Raw genomic sequence first — 20,460 nt, 5'->3', positions numbered from 1 at the left:
GTTGGCCCGCTGAGCACGACAGAAGGGTAGCCATCCGAGCGGGCCCTGAGTGACCCTCGCTTATGGCTCTGACCTGCAAACGTTGCAGATTCACGGCGTTGCAGATCCTGGATGCGTCCGGCCCGCCGGCAAGTGGTGGGGACGTCGACCGGGGCTCCGTTGTCGGACTCTCGGTGCGACCTGCGCGGATACGATGCGGTCCGCTGAGCGTTCGTGGACACGGCGTCAAGCCGGCGAGTGGACGCGCATGAACGGGAAGTCCACAAAAGATCTTGAAATTTTTCGCTTCCGCTGTTCGGTTGCGGACTCCGAACAGGAATCAGCGCGTCTCCTGGGTAGGGCACCGCTGGCGCAGCGAGGCGCCGGCGGTTCCCAGAAGGCAGCGGTGCACCGAACTTCTATGCGTGTCCGTGCACCTCCCCGTGTTCATGGTGGGATCCGTGTCCGGTGGGTGGTCAGCTGCAGTTCTCGATCAGTACGGCTCCACAGTCGTCGGTGCCTGGTTGGCCCCTCAGACCCAGTTCGATGGCTTCGCCCGCGCGCAGGCTCGTTCGGCCTCGGAGGTTGCTATGCAGGGAGAAGTCGACAGGCCTGGGGTGCTCGTCGACGGACAACGCGCCCTGCCCGCTTTCCTCGTCGAAGAACAGCACCATCGCCCGGAGAACCTCTTCGTTCGGAGGAGCGGGTTCACCCACCTCGGGGTCATTGCACTGCACTTGGACAATCATCAGGGTGTGGCCGGTACGGAGTGCGGCGTTCAGCAATCCGACGAGCTCGTCCGATGCGGGCTGCGCCGGGGTTTCGCGTGACAACAGGGGATACGCGCAGGCGGCCAGGCGAATGAGCACGTCGAAGTCCTGCGCCGGATAGTCGTCGTCGCCGGCGCTCAATCCTGTGATGGCGGACAACTCGTCCGACGCTCGGGAGCCCAGCAGTCGATGCGCGAACAACCGCTCCGGATTCAGGCGCGGTTCCTGACGGGCCTGCCACGCCGCCCACTCGACTGTGGTCAAGAGGTGCGCGGCATCCGCGTGTCCGCCTCCGGCGGCCAATTCCAGTAGGTCTTCGGCGCGTTCGATCGTGCCGTTCTGGGGGGCTCCTTCGTGAGTCGCGGCGTTGGACGCGAGGCGCTGGTGCTCTTGTTCCAGGAGGAGCCATGCAAGGCGGAAGGCCGCCCCGGGGTGGTCGTGGATGACCGCTTCCTCGTACCACTGACCGGCGGTTCGCCAGTCTCCACGGACGGCTGCTCGGTTCCCGAGCCGGTAGGCGGTGTTCGCCAGGGTCGCACCCGAGAACGGCACGCCGAGCCGGTGACGCATGGGGACGTCCATGGAGTCGGGCTCGTCGAGTTCCGGCCTGTCCCACAGGTCGTAGCGGATCCGGGCCGCGTTCATCACGGCCGCGAACGCAGGCGTGCGGGGCTGGTAGGCGCATGTGTCGTCGTTGCCCGTCGTGTTCGGTTCGGGCATCTCAAGAGGTCCGAAGTTCACCGGGTTCACCTCACCCTTCCTGCTCACCGTTGTTTGCGAGTCGCCTCTGTACGGCCTCTCGGACCTGGGGAATGGCTTTCCGACGATGGGAGCGCACTGTTGCCGGGGCAATGGCCATCTGTTGAGCAATGAGACTGTCGTCCATTCCGTCGCGCTGGTATGCCAACACCGCGCGTTGACCGGCGCTGAGGCCGTCGATCGCGTAAGTGAGGACGTCGGCCAGTTTGGCGTCGAGGTCCGGCGAGGTGGATACGCAGCGATTGTTGTCGAGCCAGGCGCCGTTGGCCTTGCGCTCCGTCTTGCGTCGCCGGAACAGACTCAAGGCCAGGTTGTCGGCGATCCTGCGCACGTAGGCTTCGGCTGTGGAGGGTCGGATCGTCGGCCACACGCGCAGGAGCTTCACGAACGCCTGCTGCACGATGTCCTCGGCGTCGGCCTCCGAGAGGCTCCATGCCCCGATGAGCCGTCGCGTGAGGGAGCCGACCATTCGTATGTGGAGGTCTTCACACGCGGCGAGTTGCTCGGGTGAGAGCTCGCAGACGTGGGTTTTCTTGTCGGAGTTCGGGGGGCTCACCACCGGCGACGCTCCTGGGGGTCTACGGCACGCATGACGGTCGGCGTATCGGTACCGGTGTTCTTGGAACTGAGGGCTGCTTCGGCCGATACCGCGCCCGGCGGCAAGTACCACCGGCGACACACCCGTCCGCAGCGCTTGCCCGCGATCAGACGATGGGACTCGGCAGCGATCTCGACCATGCCGGGCCTGCGCAACGACAGGCACACGGCAGCGATCGCGCTTGCGACGACCGCGACGGATTCGAGGGATACGAACACGTTGGGAAAGGACCTCCTCCAAGGCGAAGGACACAGGACTGGATGGTGAGCACTCATCCTGTCTACGCACGAGCCGGCCAGATTGTGCACTCGGCGCTGGAACAAGTTGCTGCGACTCGCGCTCCGACAACCTCACCGCCCTGCACATGGCGCGGGGAGCCGAACCAGGACTCAATTCACCGGGTTCGGCCGCTGCTCTCGGTTGCATCGGTAACCCCGGGGTTAACTGGGGTTGCGAGGACGACCGTTGTTCCAGTCCTGCGCGAACGAGAGTCTTGAGGCATCGGGGAAACGGAAGGACACAACACGGAAACCGCGGACCGTTCCCCCTCATCCGCCTTCGTCTTCACGGGAGTTCGCCATGGCCGCCGCCGATCACACCCTCGCCTCCGCCGGCCCGATCCCCGCCACCCGCGACATCGCCGGTCGCTGGCTCACCGTCGGAGCTGTCTCGAACGGCCTGATGGCCGGCACCTACGTCGCCTTCTCCGCCGTCGTTATGCCGTGGCTGGGCACCAAGGGCGACGCCGACTTCGTGAGCACCATGCAGAGCATCAACACCGGCATCGAGAACCCGCTGTTCTTTACCGTCTTCACCGCCGCAATGGCCGCCCCCGCGATCGCCGCCTGGAAACTCCGCGCGCACGGCCGCACGGCGATGCACTGGGCCCTCTTCGCCCTCGCGCTCTACACCACCACGGTCCTGACCACCTCGGGCATCAACGTCCCCCTCAACCAGGCACTCGCCCACGCGGGCAGCGTCGACCCGGGCACGTCCCGCGCCGACTTCGAGACCACCTGGAACATCTGGAACGGCATCCGCGCCGTCCTGTCGACCGCCGCCGCGGTCGCCATGTTCAAGGCCACCCGCCTGCACCGCCGCAATCGCGCCTGAGCAGTTCGGTCGAAGGGACAGCGCGGCGTGTTACCCCGATGATCGTGAGGACGTTGTGATCGGTTGGGGTGCGAAGGACCCGGCCGCGCAAGCACGTCACTTCTTCACGGTTTCGGCCTGTAGTCGCTGCACGGCGCCAAAGCGTTCGGTGGCCCGCGGGTCGACGGCGTTGGCCAGGTACATCGCGAGCAGGCTCGCCACGGGGACGACGGTCGCGGCCGCCGGTCCGGACGAGAATCCGAAGACGTTGGTGGACACAGCCACCATGCCTCCGACGAGAAGGACTAGGGTGATCCCCGTCCTCGCCCATCGGCTCAGGCGCTGCCCGAGGACCTCCCGATGGGTGAGTTCGTCGGAGGTCATGAGAAGCCATTCGCCATCTGCGGCGTTGACCACGCCAAGAGCGAACGCCTGGCGCATGTCGTCCAGACGGCCGCCGCCGAGGACCACGACGTTCTTCCAGGCGCGGACCCTGGCGGCGATCCCGAAGGCGACACGGGCAAGTTCCTGGTCCGCTTGGGCGTCGCCCGTGCGCAGCGCGCGACGCCAGGGTCCTTCCGCAGTGCGGGCCAACCCCTCCAGACGGGCCATCAGTTCGTGTCTCTCGGCCGTGGTCACGAAGGACGAGAGGGGCGAGCCACCGGAACTCGGTTGGTGCAGGGCGTCGAGAACGAGTGCGATCTCGATGAAGGTGTGCAGCATCACCGCGCATTGCAGAGCGTCTCGGGGTTGCCGAGGTGTGGCGACGACAAGCGCCACTTTGATCACGACAACGAGCAGGACGAGACCCAACAGTCCGGTGACCACGGTCAACGCCCACACGGACGCCTCGGGCAGGCACAGGTCCGCCAGGGTGTGTCCCTTCCACTTCCCCCGGCTCGACGACCATTCGTCCAGGCGGTGCCGATAGGCCGGAAGCCATCGCCTCCGGGACAGCACTGCACCCAACGAGGCCGTGAACAGGCCGACCAGGCACAGGCTTCCTCCCCGACGAGGCGCAAGAAGCCCGGCCAGGTACTCCAGTACAACGATGAGGAGCGAGGCCAGCATCACCAGCACGAACGCCGTCGCTGCGGCGGTGTAGGTCGTCGGCCATGGAACGCGCGTGATCCACAGCGGGATGGAGAGTGTGACGGCTGCGGCTGTCGACATGAACAGCAGCGGACCGTGCTTCATGAGGAAGTCGCCGACGACCGTGGCCCATCCCGATCGGACCGACAACACCCGTGCCGTGTCCATCACCACCGGGCGGATGCGCTCGGCCGTGGGCGCGTCGATGGCTCTCACCCTGGATATTGCCGCCGCCCGTCGCGCTCCGACCTCCCGCAGGTGTTCCTCGCGGGCGATCGGCAGGTCGACCAGGTCGGTCCACATCAGACCCAGGCGTCTCTTCGCCTCGTCGCGGAAATCGTCCCACCACCGGTAGCCCCCACTGCCGCCCGTCACGCACGCCCCCGTCTCGTGAGATGCCTCAACGTAGCGGCACCGGAGGGCTGTGTGACGGAGTATCGGATCGGTCTGGGGCATCCAAGTCTCCGTCGGTCCCGGGGACTTGGGCAACGAGCCGTCGGCCCCCAGGGAACGGACATCCACCGACCGGCTCCAGTCGCTCCACAGGACGTTTCCGGTCTACGCGGGCGGGCCTCCCCCACTGCCGGGTGTCGTTCCTTCGGATCGCTTCTCGGGGCGACCATGCCTTCCGCGCGTCCGGCACGGTGGCTCCGCCCCGGGGTAGCCGGCCGTGTCGGATGCCGCTGCGGCAAACCGGGGCATGACGACGCGCCCGGGTCGTTCGTCCGAGGGAGCCTCGGCATCGCGTTCGGCATGGAACTCGAGCCCGTCACCCGTTCGGCCGACGGTCGTTGACGAATGAGACACCCGATCCGTTGCTCAGGAGGTACCACGTGAGCCCGTCGTTTATCGTCGAGCGCTTCGACTTCGAACGGCGGGGAGAACGCCGCCGCAGGGAATTCAAGGGACTCGTCACCCTGCTGGCGGGCCCCAACAAGATCGGGAAGTCCACGGCGCTGGAGCCTCTCCTGTATGCCCTGGGGTTGACGGTGTGCACGCTGATGCCGCAGGTCAGGCAATGCGACCTGATCCGGTTGGTGTTTCGGGTCGGCGGCACCCGCTGGGAGGCGACACGCAGTCTTCGCTCCGGGCGGGCAAAGGTTACGTTCGAGAACCTCAGTGACCGCTCCGAGGCGATTCGAACTTTCGCGGTGAAGCCCTCCAAGCCCGGTGAACAAAGCGCGCAGGGGTTCGTCCAGGAACTGCTCGGGATCCCCGCAGTGCGCCGGGGCAACGTGTCGGTGAACCTCGATCGGATCTACCGCGGTCTGCTCGCGCTGCGCCAGGCGACCATTGCCACGGAATACCTCGGTGGCCTGACCGACGAGGAGAGGATCCTCCTGCTCGACGTCGTACTGGGTCTGCGGACCACGGAGATCGACGCCCTGGAGGCGGCCGCCGCAACCGCCAAGGTCGAATTCACGGCGCTTCAGAGGATGTTCCGCGAGTTTCGCAAGTTGGGCGAGCACGGCATGGTCACCGACCCGGCAACCCTTCGCGCGGGCTACGACGACAAGGTACGAGAGCACGCCGGCCTGGAGGAACGATCACGGCAGGCCCACGCGGAGTTGGATCGGCGATCCGGCGAGCACGGCCGGCTCGGCGCCCTCTACAAGCAGGCTGACAAGGATCTGAGGAATACGCGCAAGCTCGCCGACGCCGCCACGGCCAAGGCAGCGGCGGCGGCGCAGAAGCACGCCCGAGCGGAAGGACACCTGGAGGGACTGTCGGTGCCTCCAGGCGGTCCCGACGATTGCTCGGCGTGTGGGCGTCTCCTTCCGGTTGTGGGTCCCGGCGTCTGTCGGCAATGTGGCCGACTCCACGATCCGGCGCGTCAGGCGGAACTGGAAAAGAAGAAGCAAGGGTTGATCGCCCGGGCCCGTGCGCAGGTCGAGCACGCCAAACTGGTGATGGAGAACCACAAGGCCGATGCCTTGGCAGCCGCCTCGGCGCGGGCCGCAGCCGAAGACAAGGCTCGCAAGGCGCAGGAGAAGCACGAGGCCTACGAGGCGAGCGACGTCGTCCCCCAGCGCCGCGCGGCGACCGAGGTCCGCGACAAGCTCAAGACCGTCGCCGGAGAGGTGAAACAGCTCAAGAAGCATCTGGGGCATGCAGACAGGGCCATCGCGCTCGAGCGTCAGGTCGAAGCGGCGAACGCGGCCATGAAGGCCGCGAACGTGACACTCGCCGAAGCCCTGGCGGCCAACAACAGCCGTCGAAAGGCCCTCGTGAAGCAGTGGTCCGGGCTGTTCCAGGCCAGGATCCGCGAGATCGACCTCGGGTGTGAGACCGCCCTGATCAAGCCGGAGAACTACACCACCCTGGTCGACGACAAGACCTTCGAGGACGACTCCGTCGCGGGTGCTCCCCGGGTCATCATCAACGTCGCCGTTCTGTTGAGTCTTCGCGACCTGGCACGCGTGGTGCCCACCGTCACCGTCCCGCCGTTCCTGCTGATCGACTCACCCTTGACCGGGTTCGGGGCGCAGGGCGACGACCACGACACCGGCGTTCGTCTGATGAACACCCTCATCACCGCCGCCGACGACCCCTCCCCCGACGGTTACGCCTGCCAGATCGTCACGACCGCCGTCGACCCGCTCGAACGTGACTACCCCGGTCTCCGTGAAATCCGGCTGAGTCCCGACAACCGGTTCTTCGACCACGCGCCCCTCGTCCGGGAGTAGGGAGCACACCGAGCCATGCTGATCAGGCAGGACGGCACACAGGAGATCACGATGACCCTCCGACTGGGCGTCACAGGCACGGCGGCACTCATGGAACTGGCGACGGCAGCGGCCGTCGCCGCCGGTCGGGACCTGGACATCGCCGACGCCCTGATGTACGCGTTCGAGAACGGTATGACGACGTTGCCGCAGCCCGATGACCCGGACCGGGCATCGGCATCAGCGCTGCCCGGTGCCGCTCCGGAAACGGCTGCGCCTTTCCCTTCCCCGGTTGTCGCGGCAGCGGTTCCCACGACGGGCGTGCCATCACAGGGCAGCCCCGATCGCGCACTCACGTCGGCGGCACGGCGAGACCCTCGAGTCCTAGCCCTGGCCGACGCCCTGGAAAGAGACCGCGATTTGACCGGGGCCGAGGTCGGCAGGCGACTGGGTCTGTCCGGCCGAACCGGCCAGCGTCTGCTCAATGAGGCCGCCACGGAGGTCGACGCTCGACATGCGAATGCACACCGCGGACACGGCCCGGGACGTAGAGGTTCCCGGCAGCCCCAACGCTGACGTCGTTGGGAACGCATCAACCGTGGTGGGGCAGCGGGCGCAGTCGCCCCACCACGGTTGAGAGCCGGGCCTGTGTCAGTCCTCGAGCATCAGAAGCTCTGCCAGGTCCAAGCGGTCATCGTTGGTCATCTTCTCGCGGAGTATCCGGTCGAGCTCCTCGGGGGAGCTCCACGGCAACACGCCCGCCTGCGGGTCCGGCGACTTTACGGCCGTCAAGTTCGTCGCGGACGAAGGCGTGACCGCGGGCACCCTGGTCGCGGGAATCCTGGAGCCGTTCGACGAGGCGTCGGGCTCCGGACGCGGTCGAGCGGCGGAGCCGCCCGACTTTACGGCCGTCAAGTTCTCGACGAGCGGTGGAGCGCCTGCAGCGATCGCGGGGGAATCGCGTTCCCGAAGGGCGCCGGCCCGATCGTCGGTCCACCATTGGGCCTGCTGCTCGGCGTCGAGATCGTGGTCCTTGATTGCCTTGGCGAGCTTCCTGGCCTTCTCGATCGGCATGGCGCGGGAGATCACCAACTGCTGCATCTCGGGGGACAGGCGCAGAAGTGATCGGCGCTGGGACACCCAGGTCTCGTGTTTGCCGCGGTGCTCTGCGACGGCCCTGGCGCTGCCGAATTCCGCAACCATGACCTCCACCGCAGCGGCTTCCTCGATGGGGTTGAGGGTTTTGCGGTCAAGGTTCTCCGTGAGGACCGCATCGACGAGGTCCTTGCGGGACGCAGTGAGCCCGTCCCTGATGACGGCCTCGATGGTAGCCAGTCCGACGCGTTTCGCGCTGCGGTAGCGGCGTTCGCCGTTGATGACCACGTAGGTGGCGGCTCCGACGCGGTCGGTGTGTTCGGGGAACTGCTTCAGGTACGGGACGCGGCTGACGACCACGATCGGCTGGAGTTGGCGTCGGCGCATGCTCTCGCCGAGTTCGCGTTGTTCGTCGTCGGTGCCGAAGTCGGTGCGGCGGTTCAGCGGTGTGGCGGTGACGATCTCGAGGGCGAGGTGCACGAGGGTGGGGGCGTCCCGGCCGGGTACGTCCTCGACCTTGTGGCCGGCGAGCGAGGCGAGGCTGGTGCGTTGTCCGGCCATCAGACGTTGCCTCCGTAGCCGAGTTCGAGCGCCAGCCGGAAGAAGTCCTCGCGGGCCTCCATCGCGACACGGTTCTTGGCGTACTGGGTGACGACTTGGCCTTCGGCGGCGGCTCGGGTGTGCACCTTGTAGCGGCGGATCACCGTGTTGGTGCCGGGCCATCCTTGGGCGGCGATGTACTCCTTGGTCTGGTCGAGGTCGACCGTGCCGTCGCGTGGATCCCAGTTGTTGATCACCACCCGGAAGGCGAGTCCTGTGGGGCCGATGACCGTCTCGATGGTGCGAGCGGTCGGGTCGAACGCGAGCGCCTCCGGAGGGAGTGGCACGATCACGTCGTGCGCAACCTCCAGGGCCTTCTTGAGGAGTTCCTCGTCTTGCAGGCTGCCCGGGGTGTCGATGAAAACGTGCTTCAGATCCTTCTCGGTCTCCCCGAGGACGGCGGCGCACACGGCCCCCAGGTTCAGGGTCGTCGTCGTTTTGCCGACGCCGCCCTTCTGGTTCGCGATGACGTGGACCTTCGCGCCGGTCTTCCTGAGGACTTGGAGGTTCTCGGGGGTCTCGTGCTCCTGCGAGAAATCGAAGGGTAGGTCGGTGATGCGGTTTGCCCACCAGACGGTCGATGCCTGGGGGTCGAGCGATACGACGTAGACGCTTGCCATTTGCTCCGTATGCTTCCCGTGGGTTCCGGTACTTCGGGCGAAGGCAGTTTGCCAGACATTGCACCGGCAACAGGTGATCGACCTGGGCGTTTGGGCGGAAAGTTCACCGGGTCACGAGCAACGAGACTTTACGGCCGTCAAGTTGCCCTGGATGCGGGCAGTGGGAAGCCGGGGTTGTCGAGCTGCCACGTGCGCCCGGTCCCCGGCGGCCCGTCCGGGAGGAGCCCCGGCGTCCAGTCGCCGAAGGTTCGCATCCATCTGGGCGACACCTCGTTGAACCGAGCGTCAGGACGCTTGGACGGCGAACCGCCGATGGAGGAATCCCCGTGTCTCAGGTCCGTGTTCCGTCCCGCCGTTCGACGACGGGAGAACGGGTGCTGGCGACCGGGCTTGTGCTGGGTTGCGGGTGTTACTGGACCGTCGTCGCGTTCGTGGGGTTCGCCGTCGGCGGGAGACTTCTGGACAACCCGGTGATGGCGGGGCTGTACGCCTCCTTGCTCGTCGGGCTCGGCTCACCCCTGCTCCGTCTGCCATCGGTGCCGGGTTCCCGCTCCGGGCCCGATGTTCCGCCGCATCTCCGGACGACGCTGTGGGCTTTCGCCGCATACGTCACGGGCAACTGCGTCGCCTACAGCCGACCTCACGGCCTCTCGGACCTCCTGACTACCGGCTTCGCCTGGAGCGGGTTCTGTCTCGCCGGCTCGACGTGCCTGTATCTCCTGGGCCAGCGGTCGTGGCGCTGGGACCGAAGCAACGGCTCCGACCACGCGAACGGGCAGGAGAGGAAGAACGCATGAAGCCGAGCCGAGCGCAGACGCGGATTCGACGAACGACTTCCCCCGGGCAAGCTCCGCCGGCTCGTACCGCGGCACTGCTTCCGTGATCGCGTAGGGACTCCTCGACCGGACTTTACGGCCGTCAAGTTCGGGCCGTGCACCGAGACCTCGCCGAGTTCGACCCTTCGGTGGCAGCCGAGCTCCGCGAGGACCCTCATCTCGGCATCCACGGTCGTTGCGGCTTCGTGGTCGCTCCGTCCTCGGCATTGTCAAGTAAGCGAACCTCCACCCCGAGCCCGGCTCCGAACGTGCCCGGCGAGGGCGGGATCGCGGGGCGGACCCGTCCTTCGCGTCGTACTGCCGTCAAGTTCGCCGACCCCGGGCAGCGGCGGAGCACCGGCTCGCCGGCCACGCGGCCGAAGCCGCAGCCTGACGAAACGCCTGTCGCGACCGTGCAACGTCCGCTCGCATCGGCCCATTGGGCACCGCCCCGCCCGATGAGTCCGTCGGCTATCCGGTGGGACGATCCCGATCGTCGTCTCGCCCACCGACGGCGGGCGGGCCGCCGCCGCGACCGGTGTACGCGCCGTAAATGGCTCCCACGCCCGCACCCATGACGACCAGGGAATCCGGAGCGAGACCACCGACCAGAACTAGGGCCACGCCCGCCACCAGGACCGCGAGAAAGACGAACCGATCGACACCTGCCCCGTCACGGACGCCCCGGCGCCCGGGCTTGTCGTCGTTGCTCATGGAGATGTTCCCCTTCGGGATCTCGCCCACCACGGACACGAAGGCCCGGCGAACGACCGCTCCTTGCGGCGATCCCAGCGAAGCGACGGCGCCCGTGTTGCCGCCAGTGCGACGAGGTGTTGCCGCACTGCAACACCACGGATCCTGCGGAATCGGCCAGGATGGGCGTGAAGGACAGCGTCGACCGGGGGAGTTGCATGGACGCGCACGCCGCGGAGGAGGGCCGTCTACTCGGTGGGATCGGCCCCTTGGCCTGTCCCCCGCACCACCGCGACTTCGTGCTGTGGGCCCGCACAGTGTGCATCGACGGCGGGTGGGAATCCCTCGCTGCCTTGGACCGGGCTCTGTCCCAGGGTGATCCTGCACATGAGCCCTACGGGCGCAGTGAGCTGTCCCGCATGCTCCGCGGCGAACGCATTGCGAACAAGGCGGACTTCGTCGAGCGTCTGTGTGCCGCGCTGCACCGGATCACCGGGGAGGACGTCCGGGGCCGGACCGCCGAAGGGCGCCGGCTCTTCCACGAGGCGACCCGCGACTCGCATCCGGACCGCTATCAGGCGTATCTCCTCGGAGAGCAACTGACCGCGATGGATGCGGAACTCGCCGCCCGCGCCGAGCTGGCCGCCCGGCGGGAAGAGGATCTCCGCACCCGGCTGGCCGCCCTTGAGCTCAATCGCGACGTGCTCGCCGACGAACTGCGTGCCTCGGGTCGCGGGGTGGCGGAAGCGGAGGCCGCCGCGAGTGCTCGTCTGTGTGCGCTCGAGGAGGAGAACACCCTTCTGCGCGCCTCCCTCGACGCGGCCCGTGTCGACCTCGAGCAGGCCGAGGAGACCCGTCGCGGCCTGCTCGACCTCCTCCGCCGGGCCGAGCAGGCCGCGCTCGACGAGCGCGAGTTCCGTCTCGTTGCCCAGGACGAGGCGGCCTCCCGGATCGCGGCCCTGCGTCTGGAGGCACGCGAGTACGCGGATCTGCTGGCGCCGAGACACGCCCCGGGTGCCGCCCCGTGGCGCGAGGAGACGATCTTCTCGGGTGACGGGCCGGTGGAACCGGCACGACGGCAGGGTGATGCGTCCCCCGCAACACCCCATGAGCAGCCTGTTCACCGCGAGGAGACGTTCCGGTCCTCGCGGCCCGACGACCCGGTCCCGTACGGGCACGAGTTGAACGGATGGCCTCGGACGATCGGGTACTGGCTGCTGCTCGTGACGTCCGTGTGCGCGGGCGTGGCCGGCGAAGTCGTCCTGTGGATGCGGGATATGCCGAGCTGGGCCTATCCCTGCGCAGGCCTGGTTCTCGTCGCCGCCGTTGGCACGCTGCACTTCCAGGTCAGGATCCAGGAGGTGCGGTGGAGGTTCGGCGCACGCGTGGGGGAGTGGTTCGACGTGTTGTGGACCGTCGCGTGGATCGGTGCACTGCTCGCCGGGTTCGTCGCGAATCCGCTGGGGCGGCTCGAGGGCCATCTGCCGCTGCCCTGGTGACACGACCGCCGTAGACATGTCGGCACGGCTCCCGGGATGGCTTTACGGCCGTCAAGTTCATCGGCGGCACGGGCGGCGCCACGATTCGCCCTATTCGACCCGTCTGATTCCGCGAAGGCTTCCGCTTGGGGCTTTACGGCCGTCAAGTCGCCACAGTGACCCTCTTGTTCTGTCTCAGTGAGGTTAGTCTCTGCCGTCGCTTTGGCCTGGGCTGCGGAGGAACGACTGCCAGCAGCGATCGACGTCGGCTTCGGTGGCGCCGGTCTTGGACCACCACAGCCAGACCGGCTTGGGGTCGCGCCGGTGGGCAGGCGGTCGACCTGGAGCCGGATAACCGTTCCGGAGATCATCGGCAGTTCGCCGTCGAACCCTTCCCAGGCGCTGCGGCGGGTCAGCCGGGGGTGGAGCCGGTCCCACGCGGTCGCGTTCGCGGTGCCGTAGCGGGTGGTCCCGGTGGTTGTCGCGGCCTGCCGCTGGCCCCAGGTGCCCGGTTGTCCGAAAACGGACTCGCGGCCGTGCTTGGGTGCTCGGCCGCCCTTGGGGTCGTAGACGCGCGTAGGCGTCGACCGGCGCATGACGCGGTCCGAGCGCATCCGGCCGAGGACCTCGACCGGCAGGTCCGCGAGGAGGAAGGCGCTGCGGGGGACGTCGTAGCCGACGTCGAGCACGACGAGCGTGTCCGGGTCCTCAAGGTTGTACTGCCCGGCGGCGATCAGGCGTTCGACGACCGCGCGGACCTGGACGGCGGTGGTGGCCGCGACGTCCTCGCCCGGCCCGAGCCGGATCGCGTCCAGGACCACGGTCCACGAACTGCGGCCCGGCTCCAGCGCCGCGACGATCGAGTACGGCCAACCGGGCACCATCTGGTGCTTGCCCTCGCCCCGCCCGAACGTGTGGCAGAAGGAGCGCGGTCCGGACTGGTGTCCGCGTCCGGCCGCAGCCACGGCGAGACGTTGGCCGCGGGCACGATCCGCCCGTCCACAGCCCTGATCAGAGGCAGCCGAGCGAGGGTGTCCCGCAGTCGGTCGGTGTCGATCCGGCCGCGATTGACCGCGTCGTACAACGCCCCGTGCCCACGGCGGCGTTCCGGTGCGAGCGAGAGCCCAACCAGTGTCTTCACCGGGCATGTCGGTCAGTCGCCGCCGCCACAGCCGCCGCAGCTGCCGCCACCACAGCCGCCGTCGCCGCCGCAGCTCGCACAGCCGTCGTCCGATGCTCCGCCCCCGCCCCCTCCCCTGCGGTGCGACGAGGTTCGGGACGGGCCACGGGTGCGATCGTGCACCGCGTGCCACAGTTCCTCGCCCACTTCCGCCTTCTCGCGCTCGATCAACTCCTCGCAGTGGGCGACGAAGGAATCGCACGCGTGATCGGTCGGATGAGCAACGATGGCTACCACGAAGGCGAGCAGCAGGCTCAACGGCGTGCTCGCGAAAAACACCACGACAACAAGCACCACGGGCACGGACGGCGAGTGGTCGAGTTCGAAGAGGATGGCCCCGAATATCACGATCCATGCCGCCAGCGTCCCCATCGCCATTCGATAGGACAGGTACCGGGGCGCGTTCCCCCACCGGGACCGGTCGTAGGCGGGCGGGGCGTGCGCGTCACGCGCCAGCGTGTAGGGCTCGTACCCGCTCAGTTCGTGGAGTTCGTAGCTCCGCTCTCGGCCGCGGCCGTCGGTCCGGAACCCTGCGGCCGCTCGGAGCAGCGGGTCGTGGGGGAGCGGCGCGTCGCTCTCGCGGTGTGCCGGGTTGATGATCCCCTTGTCGGAGACGTGCACGAGGCCGAGCGTGTGCAGGTGCACCAGAACCACGTCGTCGACGGCGCGGAGGCCTCCGGTGACCCGGGCGGCCTGATACACGCTCACCCCCTGGCGCATGTGGGTCTCCACGTTCGCCGCTTGTCGCCGGTGGCGCCGGAGGATGAGAAGGACACAGATTCCCCAGCCCATCAGCCAGGCTGCAAAGGGCAGGACGATCCCTCCGACGGCAACGACCTTCTGCCCGTGCGTCACGCCCCGTCTGCCCCTTCCCCGCCTGCCCGACGCGAACGCGTCGGACGCGAGCCCGCGCGCCGCGGTGCGCCCGCCGAAACTCTGTCCAACGCCCCGCACGGGGAACAAGACGCGTCTCGCCCCGCTCACCACTGATTCACAAGCGGAGGACGGCCCCTGCGCGCCGCGCTCCGCCGGCGGAGCGTCGCGGCCAGCCCGACTCGCGTCGCTGGGGCGGGGGCGGTTCCGGGTACTTACCCGAAGGACACCGAAGGCTGTATCCCGGGATGTGCGGGGCGGGGCCCTTCCGGACTGTGCGGAGGAACGGGAACTCGTCCTGTCACGCGCTTGAACCGTTAACGCCGTTAATACCCGGAGCCGCACCCACGGTCCCTTTGGCCGGGCGACCTGTTCTTGCGGCGTGTCCGACTAGCGTCGCGGAACACTTGCCCAACTGGGCAGAGCGCAACCTGGGGCAAATGGTCGATCGGACAACTCTCGTGCAGCATGCATCAAAGTTGTCCGGACACGCATGCGTCAACTCTCGTGTCCCGCGCAAGGGAGTTGTCCGGTCACGGGGCCGGCACGATGCTCGCCTCGGCCGGATGGTGATCCGGATGACCGGCCACCGACTTCGCCGGGAAGGTCCTCCGGAGCAACGCGCCGGATCCGTCCGGTCGATGCTCACGCTACCGGGAACGCGGCCCCGTGGCGGTCGCCGTGTCGGCCCCAAGGTTCAGCGGGCCACGGCCTGGACCACTGTGATCAGCAGCAGGCCCCGGCTGATCTGGTAGGTGATGATCGCGACGCCCCGGATGTGTGTCATGCGGTGGTCGTCGCTGCCGCCGCCCGGGTATGGACGCGAATCGCAGCCGTACGGGTCGCGCGCCAAATCCCCGAGACCGGACTCGAACGTCCTGCGGGTGCCGGCGGACATACCGTCGACCTCGGCTTTGACCGCGTCGGTCAGCTGCACGCGGTAGGCGCTCATCGGGGGTCGATCTCCCCCGACCAGCCAGGGCCCGCGTCGTCCAAGTCGACGGGGTGGACGCGCAGGGTGCCGGCCTCCGCCGCGTGCAGGTCGGCGATCACCTGCGGGTTGTGGCCGAGCGCTGCGATCCCCCACCACAGGAACACGACGTCGTCCAAGCGGCCGTCGCCGATCGGTGTCGCGGCCAGCTCGGCCTCGAACTCGGCGCGCTGCTCCGGGTCGAGCGCGGCACGCACTCCGCCGATGGTGCGGGGGACGTGCGCGCCGGGGGGTGTCGTGTGTTCGGGCTGGGCGCTCATGTCCGATGCCTCTCCTGTCCCTGGGTCCTGGGTCCGCGCCATCGGCCGGCCCCGCGCGGGGCTGGCCGGGGCCGTCTCCAGTGTCCTCCCGGATCGGCGGCGCGCGGCAGGGCGCACCGGATGCGAATCGGCGGCCGGACAAAAACACGAGCCCGGCACCGTGGAGGTGTCTAAAAATTTAGACACCTCCGAAACGCAAAAACGGCCGGCCACCGCAGCGTTCGCGGTGGCCGGCCGTTGTCGGGTCGGTCAGGTGGTGGTGAGGGCGGCCGGGGTGGGCCACACAGGGTAGGTGCGGACGTCGGCGTGCGCGGCCGGGTCGTCGGCGGGGGTGGTGGTGGGTGTGGGCCGGACCCGGGCGATTCGCAGCGTCCAGTACCCCTCGGGGCGGTGGTTCAGCAGGGTCACGCGGGCCGCCATTGCGGCGAGCGGGGCGGCGCGGTCGACGTCCCGCGCGCGGATGTCGTCCGCGCCGACCGCCACGACGGCGTCGGTCTCGGAGATCAGCGTCCAGTAATAGGCGTGCCCGACCTCGGCGACGGCACGGACGATTTCCGCGTGATCGAACGCGAGTTGCGGCGGCAGCCCGTCCAGAGGCCACCACCGGGCGGTGCGGGCGTCGTCGCCGGCCACGGCGGGGGTACCGTCCGGAACGACGACGTGGTGGGCGACGGTGACGAACCGACCGCGCGGATCGCGGCCGGGAGCGTGCCACGTCCCGATCTCCACCAGGTCGGCCGGGTCGACGCGCACCCCGGTTTCCTCCTCCAACTCTCGGCGAGCGGCCTCTCGGGCCGTCTCTCCGGCATCCACCCACCCGCCGGGCAGGGCCCAGTGGCCCGCGTGCGGCTCCCAGCCGCGCTCGATCAGCAGCACGCGGCCGGTCGGTGTGGTGGCGACGACGTCGGCCGTGAGGCGAATCGTCTCGGGGATCTCGGTGTGGATGTCGGCGACCAGGCCGTCTCGCACGACCAGGGTGGTTCCGCACGTGCCGCAGGTGTGGTCGCGGTCGTCGCCGTCGACGTCGGGCCCGGGGGTCATGTTCTCGTCGCAGCAGACGGGGATGTCGCGCGGGTCGTACTCGTCGCCGGGGGTGAGTTCGAAGCCGTAGCCGGTCATGGGCGTGTACATGTCGTCTCCGATTGGAATCGGTGGTGGCGGCCGGGTCGGTCGCCCTCCGCGGCCCCGGGACGCGCGGGTCCGGGGCCGTGGAGGAGCGGTCGAACGTGCCTGCGGCCACCGGCCCCGGGGGTGGGGTCGGTGGCCGCGTGGATCGTGCGTGGGTGGGTGGTCAGGCCCGGGGCCCGTCCGAGGGATGCGGGCGCAGGCGGTGGTGGGCGCTGGGGTGGGTGTGGATGGGGTCGTCCGCGCAGTCGTCGGCCCACGACTGGTGGGTCCAGCAGGTGGCCCGGTCGTCGCCGTGCATACCGGCGTCCTCCAGTCGGTTGTCGCGCTCGATCGCGGCGGCGAGGTCGGGGGTGAGGGGTTTGTCGGGCATCTCGTCTCCTCGGTGGGTGTCGGCCGTCGGCCGGTCAGCGTGCGGGTGGGCAGGTCGGATGGAGCGGCCGGCTCTTCGGGCAGCGGGTGCGGGTGTGGACGTGGCAGGTGTCGCAGGGCATCTCGGCCGGCGCGGTCATCCACCCCGGCGGCAGCGGCGGGCAGGTGTGCGCGTGCCACTCGTCGCCCGCCGCGCGGGCGTCCTCGGCCCGGCGCAGCGGGTGGACGCGGCCCGCGCCGCACGTGTTGCACGACCAGGAGACGAGTCCGGTGTCCAGGCGGCTCCTGGGGGTGGTGATGCGCAGTCGGCCGCGTTCCCACGTGGTGGGGAGGGTGTACGTGGTGGGCGTGTTCGCGGTCACCGCGGCTGCTCCGTGGTCTCCGTGGTGGTGGGCGCGACGGCCGCCGCCCGGATCCGGGCGGCGATCACGTGCAGGTCCACGTATGCGTCGCTGCCGACCGGCGCGAGGTCGGCCTCGGCCGCGAGGTCGGCGGCGAGGCCGAGGACCTGCGCGAGGATCTGCGCGAGAGCGGCCTCGGCCGGGTGGGGGGAGCGGCGGGTGTCGGCGGCGGGCGGGGTGGTCACCGGGCGCCTCCGAGGGCGGTGAGGGTGCCGGTGGCGTGGAGGATTCCGGCCGGGGTGGTCCAGCGGGTGGGCGCGTACTCGGGGGTGAGCGCGTGGATCCGGTCGGGGTCGGTGGGGCTGGTGATCCACAGGTCGCCGTGGCCGTCGCGGTAGACGACGCGGGCACCGACCACGCGCGGCGGCGCGTTCCACAAGTCCGGGCGCAGCGCCCGGAGGCGGTTGTAGCCCTCGGCGGTGGTGTGTCCGTCCCATGCGGCGCGCGGGTCGTCGGGGCCGACCCGGCGCACGTGCGCGACCAGGTCGAGGTCGTCGTGGTGGATGTGTCGGGTGATCGGGCCGGCGGCGGTGTGGATGTGCAGGAGTGCGTACGCGGGCAGGTCGGGGGCCGGGTGTACGAGGACCGAGGGCCAGCGGGCGGCGAGGTCGGCCACGTACTCGGCGCGTTCGCGGTAGACCGGGCGGACGGCGGCTTCGATCGCTTCGGGGTCGACGGTGGGGGTGGGTGGACGGTGGTCGGTGGTGGCGGTCACGATGGTGCTCCATCTCCGCGTCTCGGCGCGGTGGTCGGGGCCCCGGACGGCCGCTCGTTTGGTCGCGGTACGGCCGTCCGGGGCGTGGTCCGGTGAGGGTGATCGGTGTACGGGGTCACGCGGCGGGCACGGCCGCCGCTTCGACGGGTCAGCGCGGGGAGTCGGCCGTGGTCGGCGTCGTCGCGGGCTCCTCGACCGTCGTCGGGAAGGGCCTCGCGCAGGACTGGCACGCGCGGGGGATGTGGCGATACTCGGCGACGTCCCGGTCGGTGAACGGCAGGTCGGACCACCGGGGGGGCTCGGCGCACGGCAGGCAGATCCAGCGGGCGTCGGGGTCGCGCCGCAGCTGGGGATCGCTGCGCAGAACCCCCGCTGTGTCGTCCGCGTCGTGGTGCGCGGTGGTGACGAACTCGACGATCATCGCGTTTCCTTTCCTGCGCCCTTGGGGGCGCGGTGGCTCGGGATGGGTGAACTGTGCGAGTGGTGGCAGGGGTTCGACTCAGCCGAGCGCGGCGGTGACGCCGGCCACCGCGGCGGTGGCCGCGAGCACGAACAAGGCGGCCCGGATCAACGCGTATTTGCGGGCGGTGATGCGGCCGAGGCGGTCGTGCTCGGCGGCGAGCGCGCGCGGCGTCTCGGCGTCGGCGATCCGCCGCAGCGCCGTGTCCGGGTCGTCGACCGGCCAGGCCCACCCGCCGGTGCGGGGGAGCACGACCAGGACCAGGAGGACGACGGCCGCCGCGATGCCCGCCCCCGCCGCGACGGCGGCGCCGGTCGGAATCCGCGCCAGGGCGGACGCGCTCACGCCGAGCACGGCCAGGAGCAGGCCCGCTTTCTGGTCGGCGGCGCGGTGCCCCGCCACGGCGGCGTCGATCCGGCGGTGCAGCGCGGCGACCAGGCCCGCGTGGTCGAGGCCGGGCCGGGGCCCTGGACGGTGGTGTCGGGGGTGTTCATCGAGCGTCGACGTCCTCGGGGTGGGCGCGCCGGTAGGCGGCGAGCACGTGGTTCGGGACGAGACCCCGGTCCGGGCAGGTGACGTTGTTGCGCGCGGCCCACGCGCGTGCCCTGCGCCCGGCCTCCCGGCGCCGGGCCGGGCCGGGGTCGACCTGCGGCACGCCCGGTCCCTCGGCGGAGTCCCCCGTCGCCCCGGCCGCGGGGGTGCCGGCCTTGGCGGCGCGCAGCTGCGCCTCGGCGCGGGCGAGCGTCAGCTGGGCCTCGATCACGCGAGCGGCGGCGGCGTCGACGGCCACCGCGTGATCGCGCTGTTGGGCGAGCCGGGCCAGGCCCTGCGCGGTGCGCTCGCCCAGGCGCCGGGTGCCGGCGGTGGGTTGGGCGGCGGCCCAGGACAACAGCGCGTCGACGTCCGGAACGACGACGACCTCGACCTCGGCGGAACCGGCGTCGACGTCGGCGGCCGGGGCGGTCGCGATCGTCTCGGTGGGGGGTGGACGGTGATCGGTGGTGACGGACACGATGTCTCCATCTCCGCGCCTCGGCGCGGGGTCGGCCCCGGACGGCCGCTCGTTTGTCGCGGTACGGCCGTCCGGGAACTCTGCGGGGGTGTGGGTGGTGGCGGGTGCGGGTCAGCCGGTCGGGCCGGTGGCGTCCAGGTCCCAGGCGGCGCGGACGTCGTCGAGGGTGGGTCCGTCGGTGCCGCGCCGCATGGGCATCAACAGGCCGATGTAGTCGGTCCCGCGCGTGATCACGAGAGGGTCGTGGGGGCCGCTGCCCCAGATCTGGACGGCCCCGGTCTCGGTGTCGCTGGTCGGGGCGAACGCGGCGAGGCGGCGCCGGTCGACGACCATCTCGGCGTCCAGCGCGGGGCCCGCGGCCAGGGCGGCGGCGACCCGGGTCCGCCACATACGGCGCGGGAACTCGCCGCGTTCGTCGACGCGATCGTCGACGGCGACGGTGTATCCGCCGATGTGGACGATCAGGCCGGTGGGCGTGCGGACCAGGTGCGCGTCGTCGGTGCCGGCCACGCGCGCCAGGTCCAGTACCGCGTCCACCTCGGCGCGGGGCATCAACACGTCCCACGTGCCGATCCCGGGGGTGTCGCGGCGGGCCGCGGTGATGGTGAACCGGTTCGTGGCCACCGCGTACAACCGGCCGTCGCCGGCCTCGAGGTGGACGCCGTGCAGCATGGTCAGGCCCGGCTCGTCGCCGATGTGGGCGCGGACGTCCCGCAGTTGCGCGGCGAAGGCGTTCACGAACACGCGCGCCCCGGCGGATCGGGTCGCGCGGTAGGTGATCTGCTTGCCCAGTGCGGTGGCGTAGGCAGTCTCC

General features: G+C 69.8%; 24 protein-coding genes and 1 pseudogene. 5 read left to right on the top strand and 20 right to left on the bottom strand.

The window, feature by feature from the left end:
- Positions 1 to 455: 455 nt before the first annotated feature.
- From ACH4XV_RS45025 to ACH4XV_RS45015, 3 genes are read right to left on the bottom strand one after another with little or no spacing between them, the layout of a single operon-like run.
- Positions 456 to 1,499, bottom strand: coding sequence for a hypothetical protein (locus tag ACH4XV_RS45025; RefSeq protein ID WP_395799833.1), 1,044 nt, complete (start codon positions 1,497 to 1,499; stop codon positions 456 to 458).
- Between the two features lies 1 nt (position 1,500).
- Positions 1,501 to 2,064, bottom strand: a complete 564-nt coding sequence (locus ACH4XV_RS45020) for an RNA polymerase sigma factor (RefSeq protein ID WP_395799831.1) — start codon at positions 2,062 to 2,064, stop codon at positions 1,501 to 1,503.
- The gene (locus ACH4XV_RS45015) at positions 2,061 to 2,324 is read right to left on the bottom strand and encodes a hypothetical protein (RefSeq protein WP_395799829.1); all 264 of its coding nucleotides are present in this window, start codon (positions 2,322 to 2,324) and stop codon (positions 2,061 to 2,063) included. Before ACH4XV_RS45015 ends, ACH4XV_RS45020 begins: the two co-directional genes overlap by 4 nt.
- Positions 2,325 to 2,685: 361 nt before the next feature.
- Here ACH4XV_RS45015 and ACH4XV_RS45010 point away from each other — a divergent pair, with 361 nt between their 5' ends.
- Positions 2,686 to 3,219 (top strand): DUF1772 domain-containing protein, encoded by a 534-nt coding sequence (locus tag ACH4XV_RS45010; protein ID WP_395799827.1) that lies wholly within the window; start codon positions 2,686 to 2,688, stop codon positions 3,217 to 3,219.
- Between the two features lie 96 nt (positions 3,220 to 3,315).
- Here ACH4XV_RS45010 and ACH4XV_RS45005 read toward each other — a convergent pair whose 3' ends face one another.
- A complete protein-coding gene (locus tag ACH4XV_RS45005; protein ID WP_395799825.1) occupies positions 3,316 to 4,665 on the bottom strand; it encodes a hypothetical protein in 1,350 nt (449 codons plus the stop codon).
- Between the two features lie 458 nt (positions 4,666 to 5,123).
- Here ACH4XV_RS45005 and ACH4XV_RS45000 point away from each other — a divergent pair, with 458 nt between their 5' ends.
- Complete coding sequence (locus tag ACH4XV_RS45000) at positions 5,124 to 6,977, top strand: hypothetical protein (RefSeq protein WP_395799823.1); 1,854 nt, start codon at positions 5,124 to 5,126, stop codon at positions 6,975 to 6,977.
- A gap of 15 nt (positions 6,978 to 6,992) precedes the next feature.
- Positions 6,993 to 7,532 (top strand): hypothetical protein, encoded by a 540-nt coding sequence (locus tag ACH4XV_RS44995; RefSeq protein ID WP_395799821.1) that lies wholly within the window; start codon positions 6,993 to 6,995, stop codon positions 7,530 to 7,532.
- A gap of 75 nt (positions 7,533 to 7,607) precedes the next feature.
- On the opposite strand, the gene ACH4XV_RS44990 is transcribed toward ACH4XV_RS44995, so the two are convergent.
- Both ACH4XV_RS44990 and ACH4XV_RS44985 read right to left on the bottom strand, forming a co-directional pair.
- Positions 7,608 to 8,612 carry a ParB/RepB/Spo0J family partition protein gene (locus ACH4XV_RS44990; RefSeq protein WP_395799819.1) on the bottom strand — a complete coding sequence of 335 codons (1,005 nt, stop codon included), beginning with the start codon at positions 8,610 to 8,612 and terminating at the stop codon, positions 7,608 to 7,610.
- Positions 8,612 to 9,271, bottom strand: a complete 660-nt coding sequence (locus tag ACH4XV_RS44985) for a ParA family protein (RefSeq protein WP_395799817.1) — start codon at positions 9,269 to 9,271, stop codon at positions 8,612 to 8,614. The genes ACH4XV_RS44990 and ACH4XV_RS44985 overlap by 1 nt, the downstream gene beginning before the upstream one ends.
- A gap of 374 nt (positions 9,272 to 9,645) precedes the next feature.
- Between ACH4XV_RS44985 and ACH4XV_RS44980 the strand changes: the two genes are divergently transcribed.
- On the top strand, positions 9,646 to 10,068 hold the full coding sequence (locus ACH4XV_RS44980; RefSeq protein WP_395799815.1) for a hypothetical protein: 423 nt from the start codon (positions 9,646 to 9,648) through the stop codon (positions 10,066 to 10,068).
- Between the two features lie 489 nt (positions 10,069 to 10,557).
- Here the strand turns inward: ACH4XV_RS44980 and ACH4XV_RS44975 are convergent, their stop codons facing one another.
- Positions 10,558 to 10,800: a hypothetical protein gene (locus ACH4XV_RS44975; protein ID WP_395799813.1), complete on the bottom strand. Its 243-nt coding sequence runs from the start codon at positions 10,798 to 10,800 to the stop codon at positions 10,558 to 10,560.
- A gap of 167 nt (positions 10,801 to 10,967) precedes the next feature.
- Here ACH4XV_RS44975 and ACH4XV_RS44970 point away from each other — a divergent pair, with 167 nt between their 5' ends.
- Positions 10,968 to 12,278: a hypothetical protein gene (locus ACH4XV_RS44970; RefSeq protein ID WP_395799811.1), complete on the top strand. Its 1,311-nt coding sequence runs from the start codon at positions 10,968 to 10,970 to the stop codon at positions 12,276 to 12,278.
- Between the two features lie 213 nt (positions 12,279 to 12,491).
- Here the strand turns inward: ACH4XV_RS44970 and ACH4XV_RS44965 are convergent.
- The 13 genes and pseudogenes from ACH4XV_RS44965 to ACH4XV_RS44905 form a co-directional block, all read right to left on the bottom strand.
- Positions 12,492 to 13,401: pseudogene (locus ACH4XV_RS44965) on the bottom strand (transposase); the annotation flags it as partial.
- Positions 13,402 to 13,410: 9 nt separating this feature from the next.
- Positions 13,411 to 14,292, bottom strand: coding sequence for a hypothetical protein (locus ACH4XV_RS44960; RefSeq protein WP_395799809.1), 882 nt, complete (start codon positions 14,290 to 14,292; stop codon positions 13,411 to 13,413).
- 715 nt (positions 14,293 to 15,007) lie between these two features.
- Positions 15,008 to 15,262: a hypothetical protein gene (locus ACH4XV_RS44955; RefSeq protein WP_395799807.1), complete on the bottom strand. Its 255-nt coding sequence runs from the start codon at positions 15,260 to 15,262 to the stop codon at positions 15,008 to 15,010.
- Positions 15,259 to 15,561: a hypothetical protein gene (locus ACH4XV_RS44950; RefSeq protein WP_395799805.1), complete on the bottom strand. Its 303-nt coding sequence runs from the start codon at positions 15,559 to 15,561 to the stop codon at positions 15,259 to 15,261. The genes ACH4XV_RS44955 and ACH4XV_RS44950 overlap by 4 nt, the downstream gene beginning before the upstream one ends.
- 249 nt (positions 15,562 to 15,810) lie before the next feature.
- Complete coding sequence (locus ACH4XV_RS44945; protein WP_395799803.1) at positions 15,811 to 16,692, bottom strand: NUDIX domain-containing protein; 882 nt, start codon at positions 16,690 to 16,692, stop codon at positions 15,811 to 15,813.
- Between the two features lie 160 nt (positions 16,693 to 16,852).
- Positions 16,853 to 17,059 carry a hypothetical protein gene (locus tag ACH4XV_RS44940; protein ID WP_395799802.1) on the bottom strand — a complete coding sequence of 69 codons (207 nt, stop codon included), beginning with the start codon at positions 17,057 to 17,059 and terminating at the stop codon, positions 16,853 to 16,855.
- Between the two features lie 34 nt (positions 17,060 to 17,093).
- Complete coding sequence (locus tag ACH4XV_RS44935; RefSeq protein ID WP_395799800.1) at positions 17,094 to 17,420, bottom strand: hypothetical protein; 327 nt, start codon at positions 17,418 to 17,420, stop codon at positions 17,094 to 17,096.
- Positions 17,417 to 17,644, bottom strand: coding sequence for a hypothetical protein (locus ACH4XV_RS44930; RefSeq protein WP_395799798.1), 228 nt, complete (start codon positions 17,642 to 17,644; stop codon positions 17,417 to 17,419). The genes ACH4XV_RS44935 and ACH4XV_RS44930 overlap by 4 nt, the downstream gene beginning before the upstream one ends.
- Complete coding sequence (locus ACH4XV_RS44925) at positions 17,641 to 18,174, bottom strand: hypothetical protein (protein WP_395799796.1); 534 nt, start codon at positions 18,172 to 18,174, stop codon at positions 17,641 to 17,643. Before ACH4XV_RS44925 ends, ACH4XV_RS44930 begins: the two co-directional genes overlap by 4 nt.
- Before the next feature lie 148 nt (positions 18,175 to 18,322).
- Positions 18,323 to 18,595, bottom strand: a complete 273-nt coding sequence (locus ACH4XV_RS44920) for a hypothetical protein (RefSeq protein ID WP_395799794.1) — start codon at positions 18,593 to 18,595, stop codon at positions 18,323 to 18,325.
- A gap of 78 nt (positions 18,596 to 18,673) precedes the next feature.
- The gene (locus ACH4XV_RS44915) at positions 18,674 to 19,036 is read right to left on the bottom strand and encodes a hypothetical protein (protein ID WP_395799792.1); all 363 of its coding nucleotides are present in this window, start codon (positions 19,034 to 19,036) and stop codon (positions 18,674 to 18,676) included.
- An 88-nt stretch (positions 19,037 to 19,124) separates the two neighbouring features.
- Positions 19,125 to 19,646, bottom strand: a complete 522-nt coding sequence (locus tag ACH4XV_RS44910; RefSeq protein WP_395799790.1) for a hypothetical protein — start codon at positions 19,644 to 19,646, stop codon at positions 19,125 to 19,127.
- A gap of 111 nt (positions 19,647 to 19,757) precedes the next feature.
- Positions 19,758 to 20,390, bottom strand: a complete 633-nt coding sequence (locus ACH4XV_RS44905) for a hypothetical protein (RefSeq protein WP_395799788.1) — start codon at positions 20,388 to 20,390, stop codon at positions 19,758 to 19,760.
- Between the last annotated feature and the right edge of the window lie 70 nt (positions 20,391 to 20,460).

The organism is Embleya sp. NPDC020630, from assembly GCF_044334985.1.
Lineage (GTDB): Bacteria > Actinomycetota > Actinomycetes > Streptomycetales > Streptomycetaceae > Embleya.
This window is presented reverse-complemented; position numbering and strand designations above follow the sequence as displayed.

Excerpts from the sequence above, each read along its gene's own strand:
- ACH4XV_RS44920 (WP_395799794.1), bottom strand. The coding sequence starts at position 18,595 with ATGATCGTCGAGTTCGTCACCACCGCGCACCACGACGCGGACGACACA.
- ACH4XV_RS44950 (WP_395799805.1), bottom strand. The coding sequence starts at position 15,561 with ATGAGCGCCCAGCCCGAACACACGACACCCCCCGGCGCGCACGTCCCC.
- ACH4XV_RS44955 (WP_395799807.1), bottom strand. The coding sequence starts at position 15,262 with ATGAGCGCCTACCGCGTGCAGCTGACCGACGCGGTCAAAGCCGAGGTC.
- ACH4XV_RS44975 (WP_395799813.1), bottom strand. The coding sequence starts at position 10,800 with ATGAGCAACGACGACAAGCCCGGGCGCCGGGGCGTCCGTGACGGGGCA.
- ACH4XV_RS44995 (WP_395799821.1), top strand. The coding sequence starts at position 6,993 with ATGCTGATCAGGCAGGACGGCACACAGGAGATCACGATGACCCTCCGA.
- ACH4XV_RS44990 (WP_395799819.1), bottom strand. The coding sequence starts at position 8,612 with ATGGCCGGACAACGCACCAGCCTCGCCTCGCTCGCCGGCCACAAGGTC.
- ACH4XV_RS45010 (WP_395799827.1), top strand. The coding sequence starts at position 2,686 with ATGGCCGCCGCCGATCACACCCTCGCCTCCGCCGGCCCGATCCCCGCC.
- ACH4XV_RS44940 (WP_395799802.1), bottom strand. The coding sequence starts at position 17,059 with ATGCCCGACAAACCCCTCACCCCCGACCTCGCCGCCGCGATCGAGCGC.
- ACH4XV_RS44945 (WP_395799803.1), bottom strand. The coding sequence starts at position 16,692 with ATGTACACGCCCATGACCGGCTACGGCTTCGAACTCACCCCCGGCGAC.
- ACH4XV_RS44985 (WP_395799817.1), bottom strand. The coding sequence starts at position 9,271 with ATGGCAAGCGTCTACGTCGTATCGCTCGACCCCCAGGCATCGACCGTC.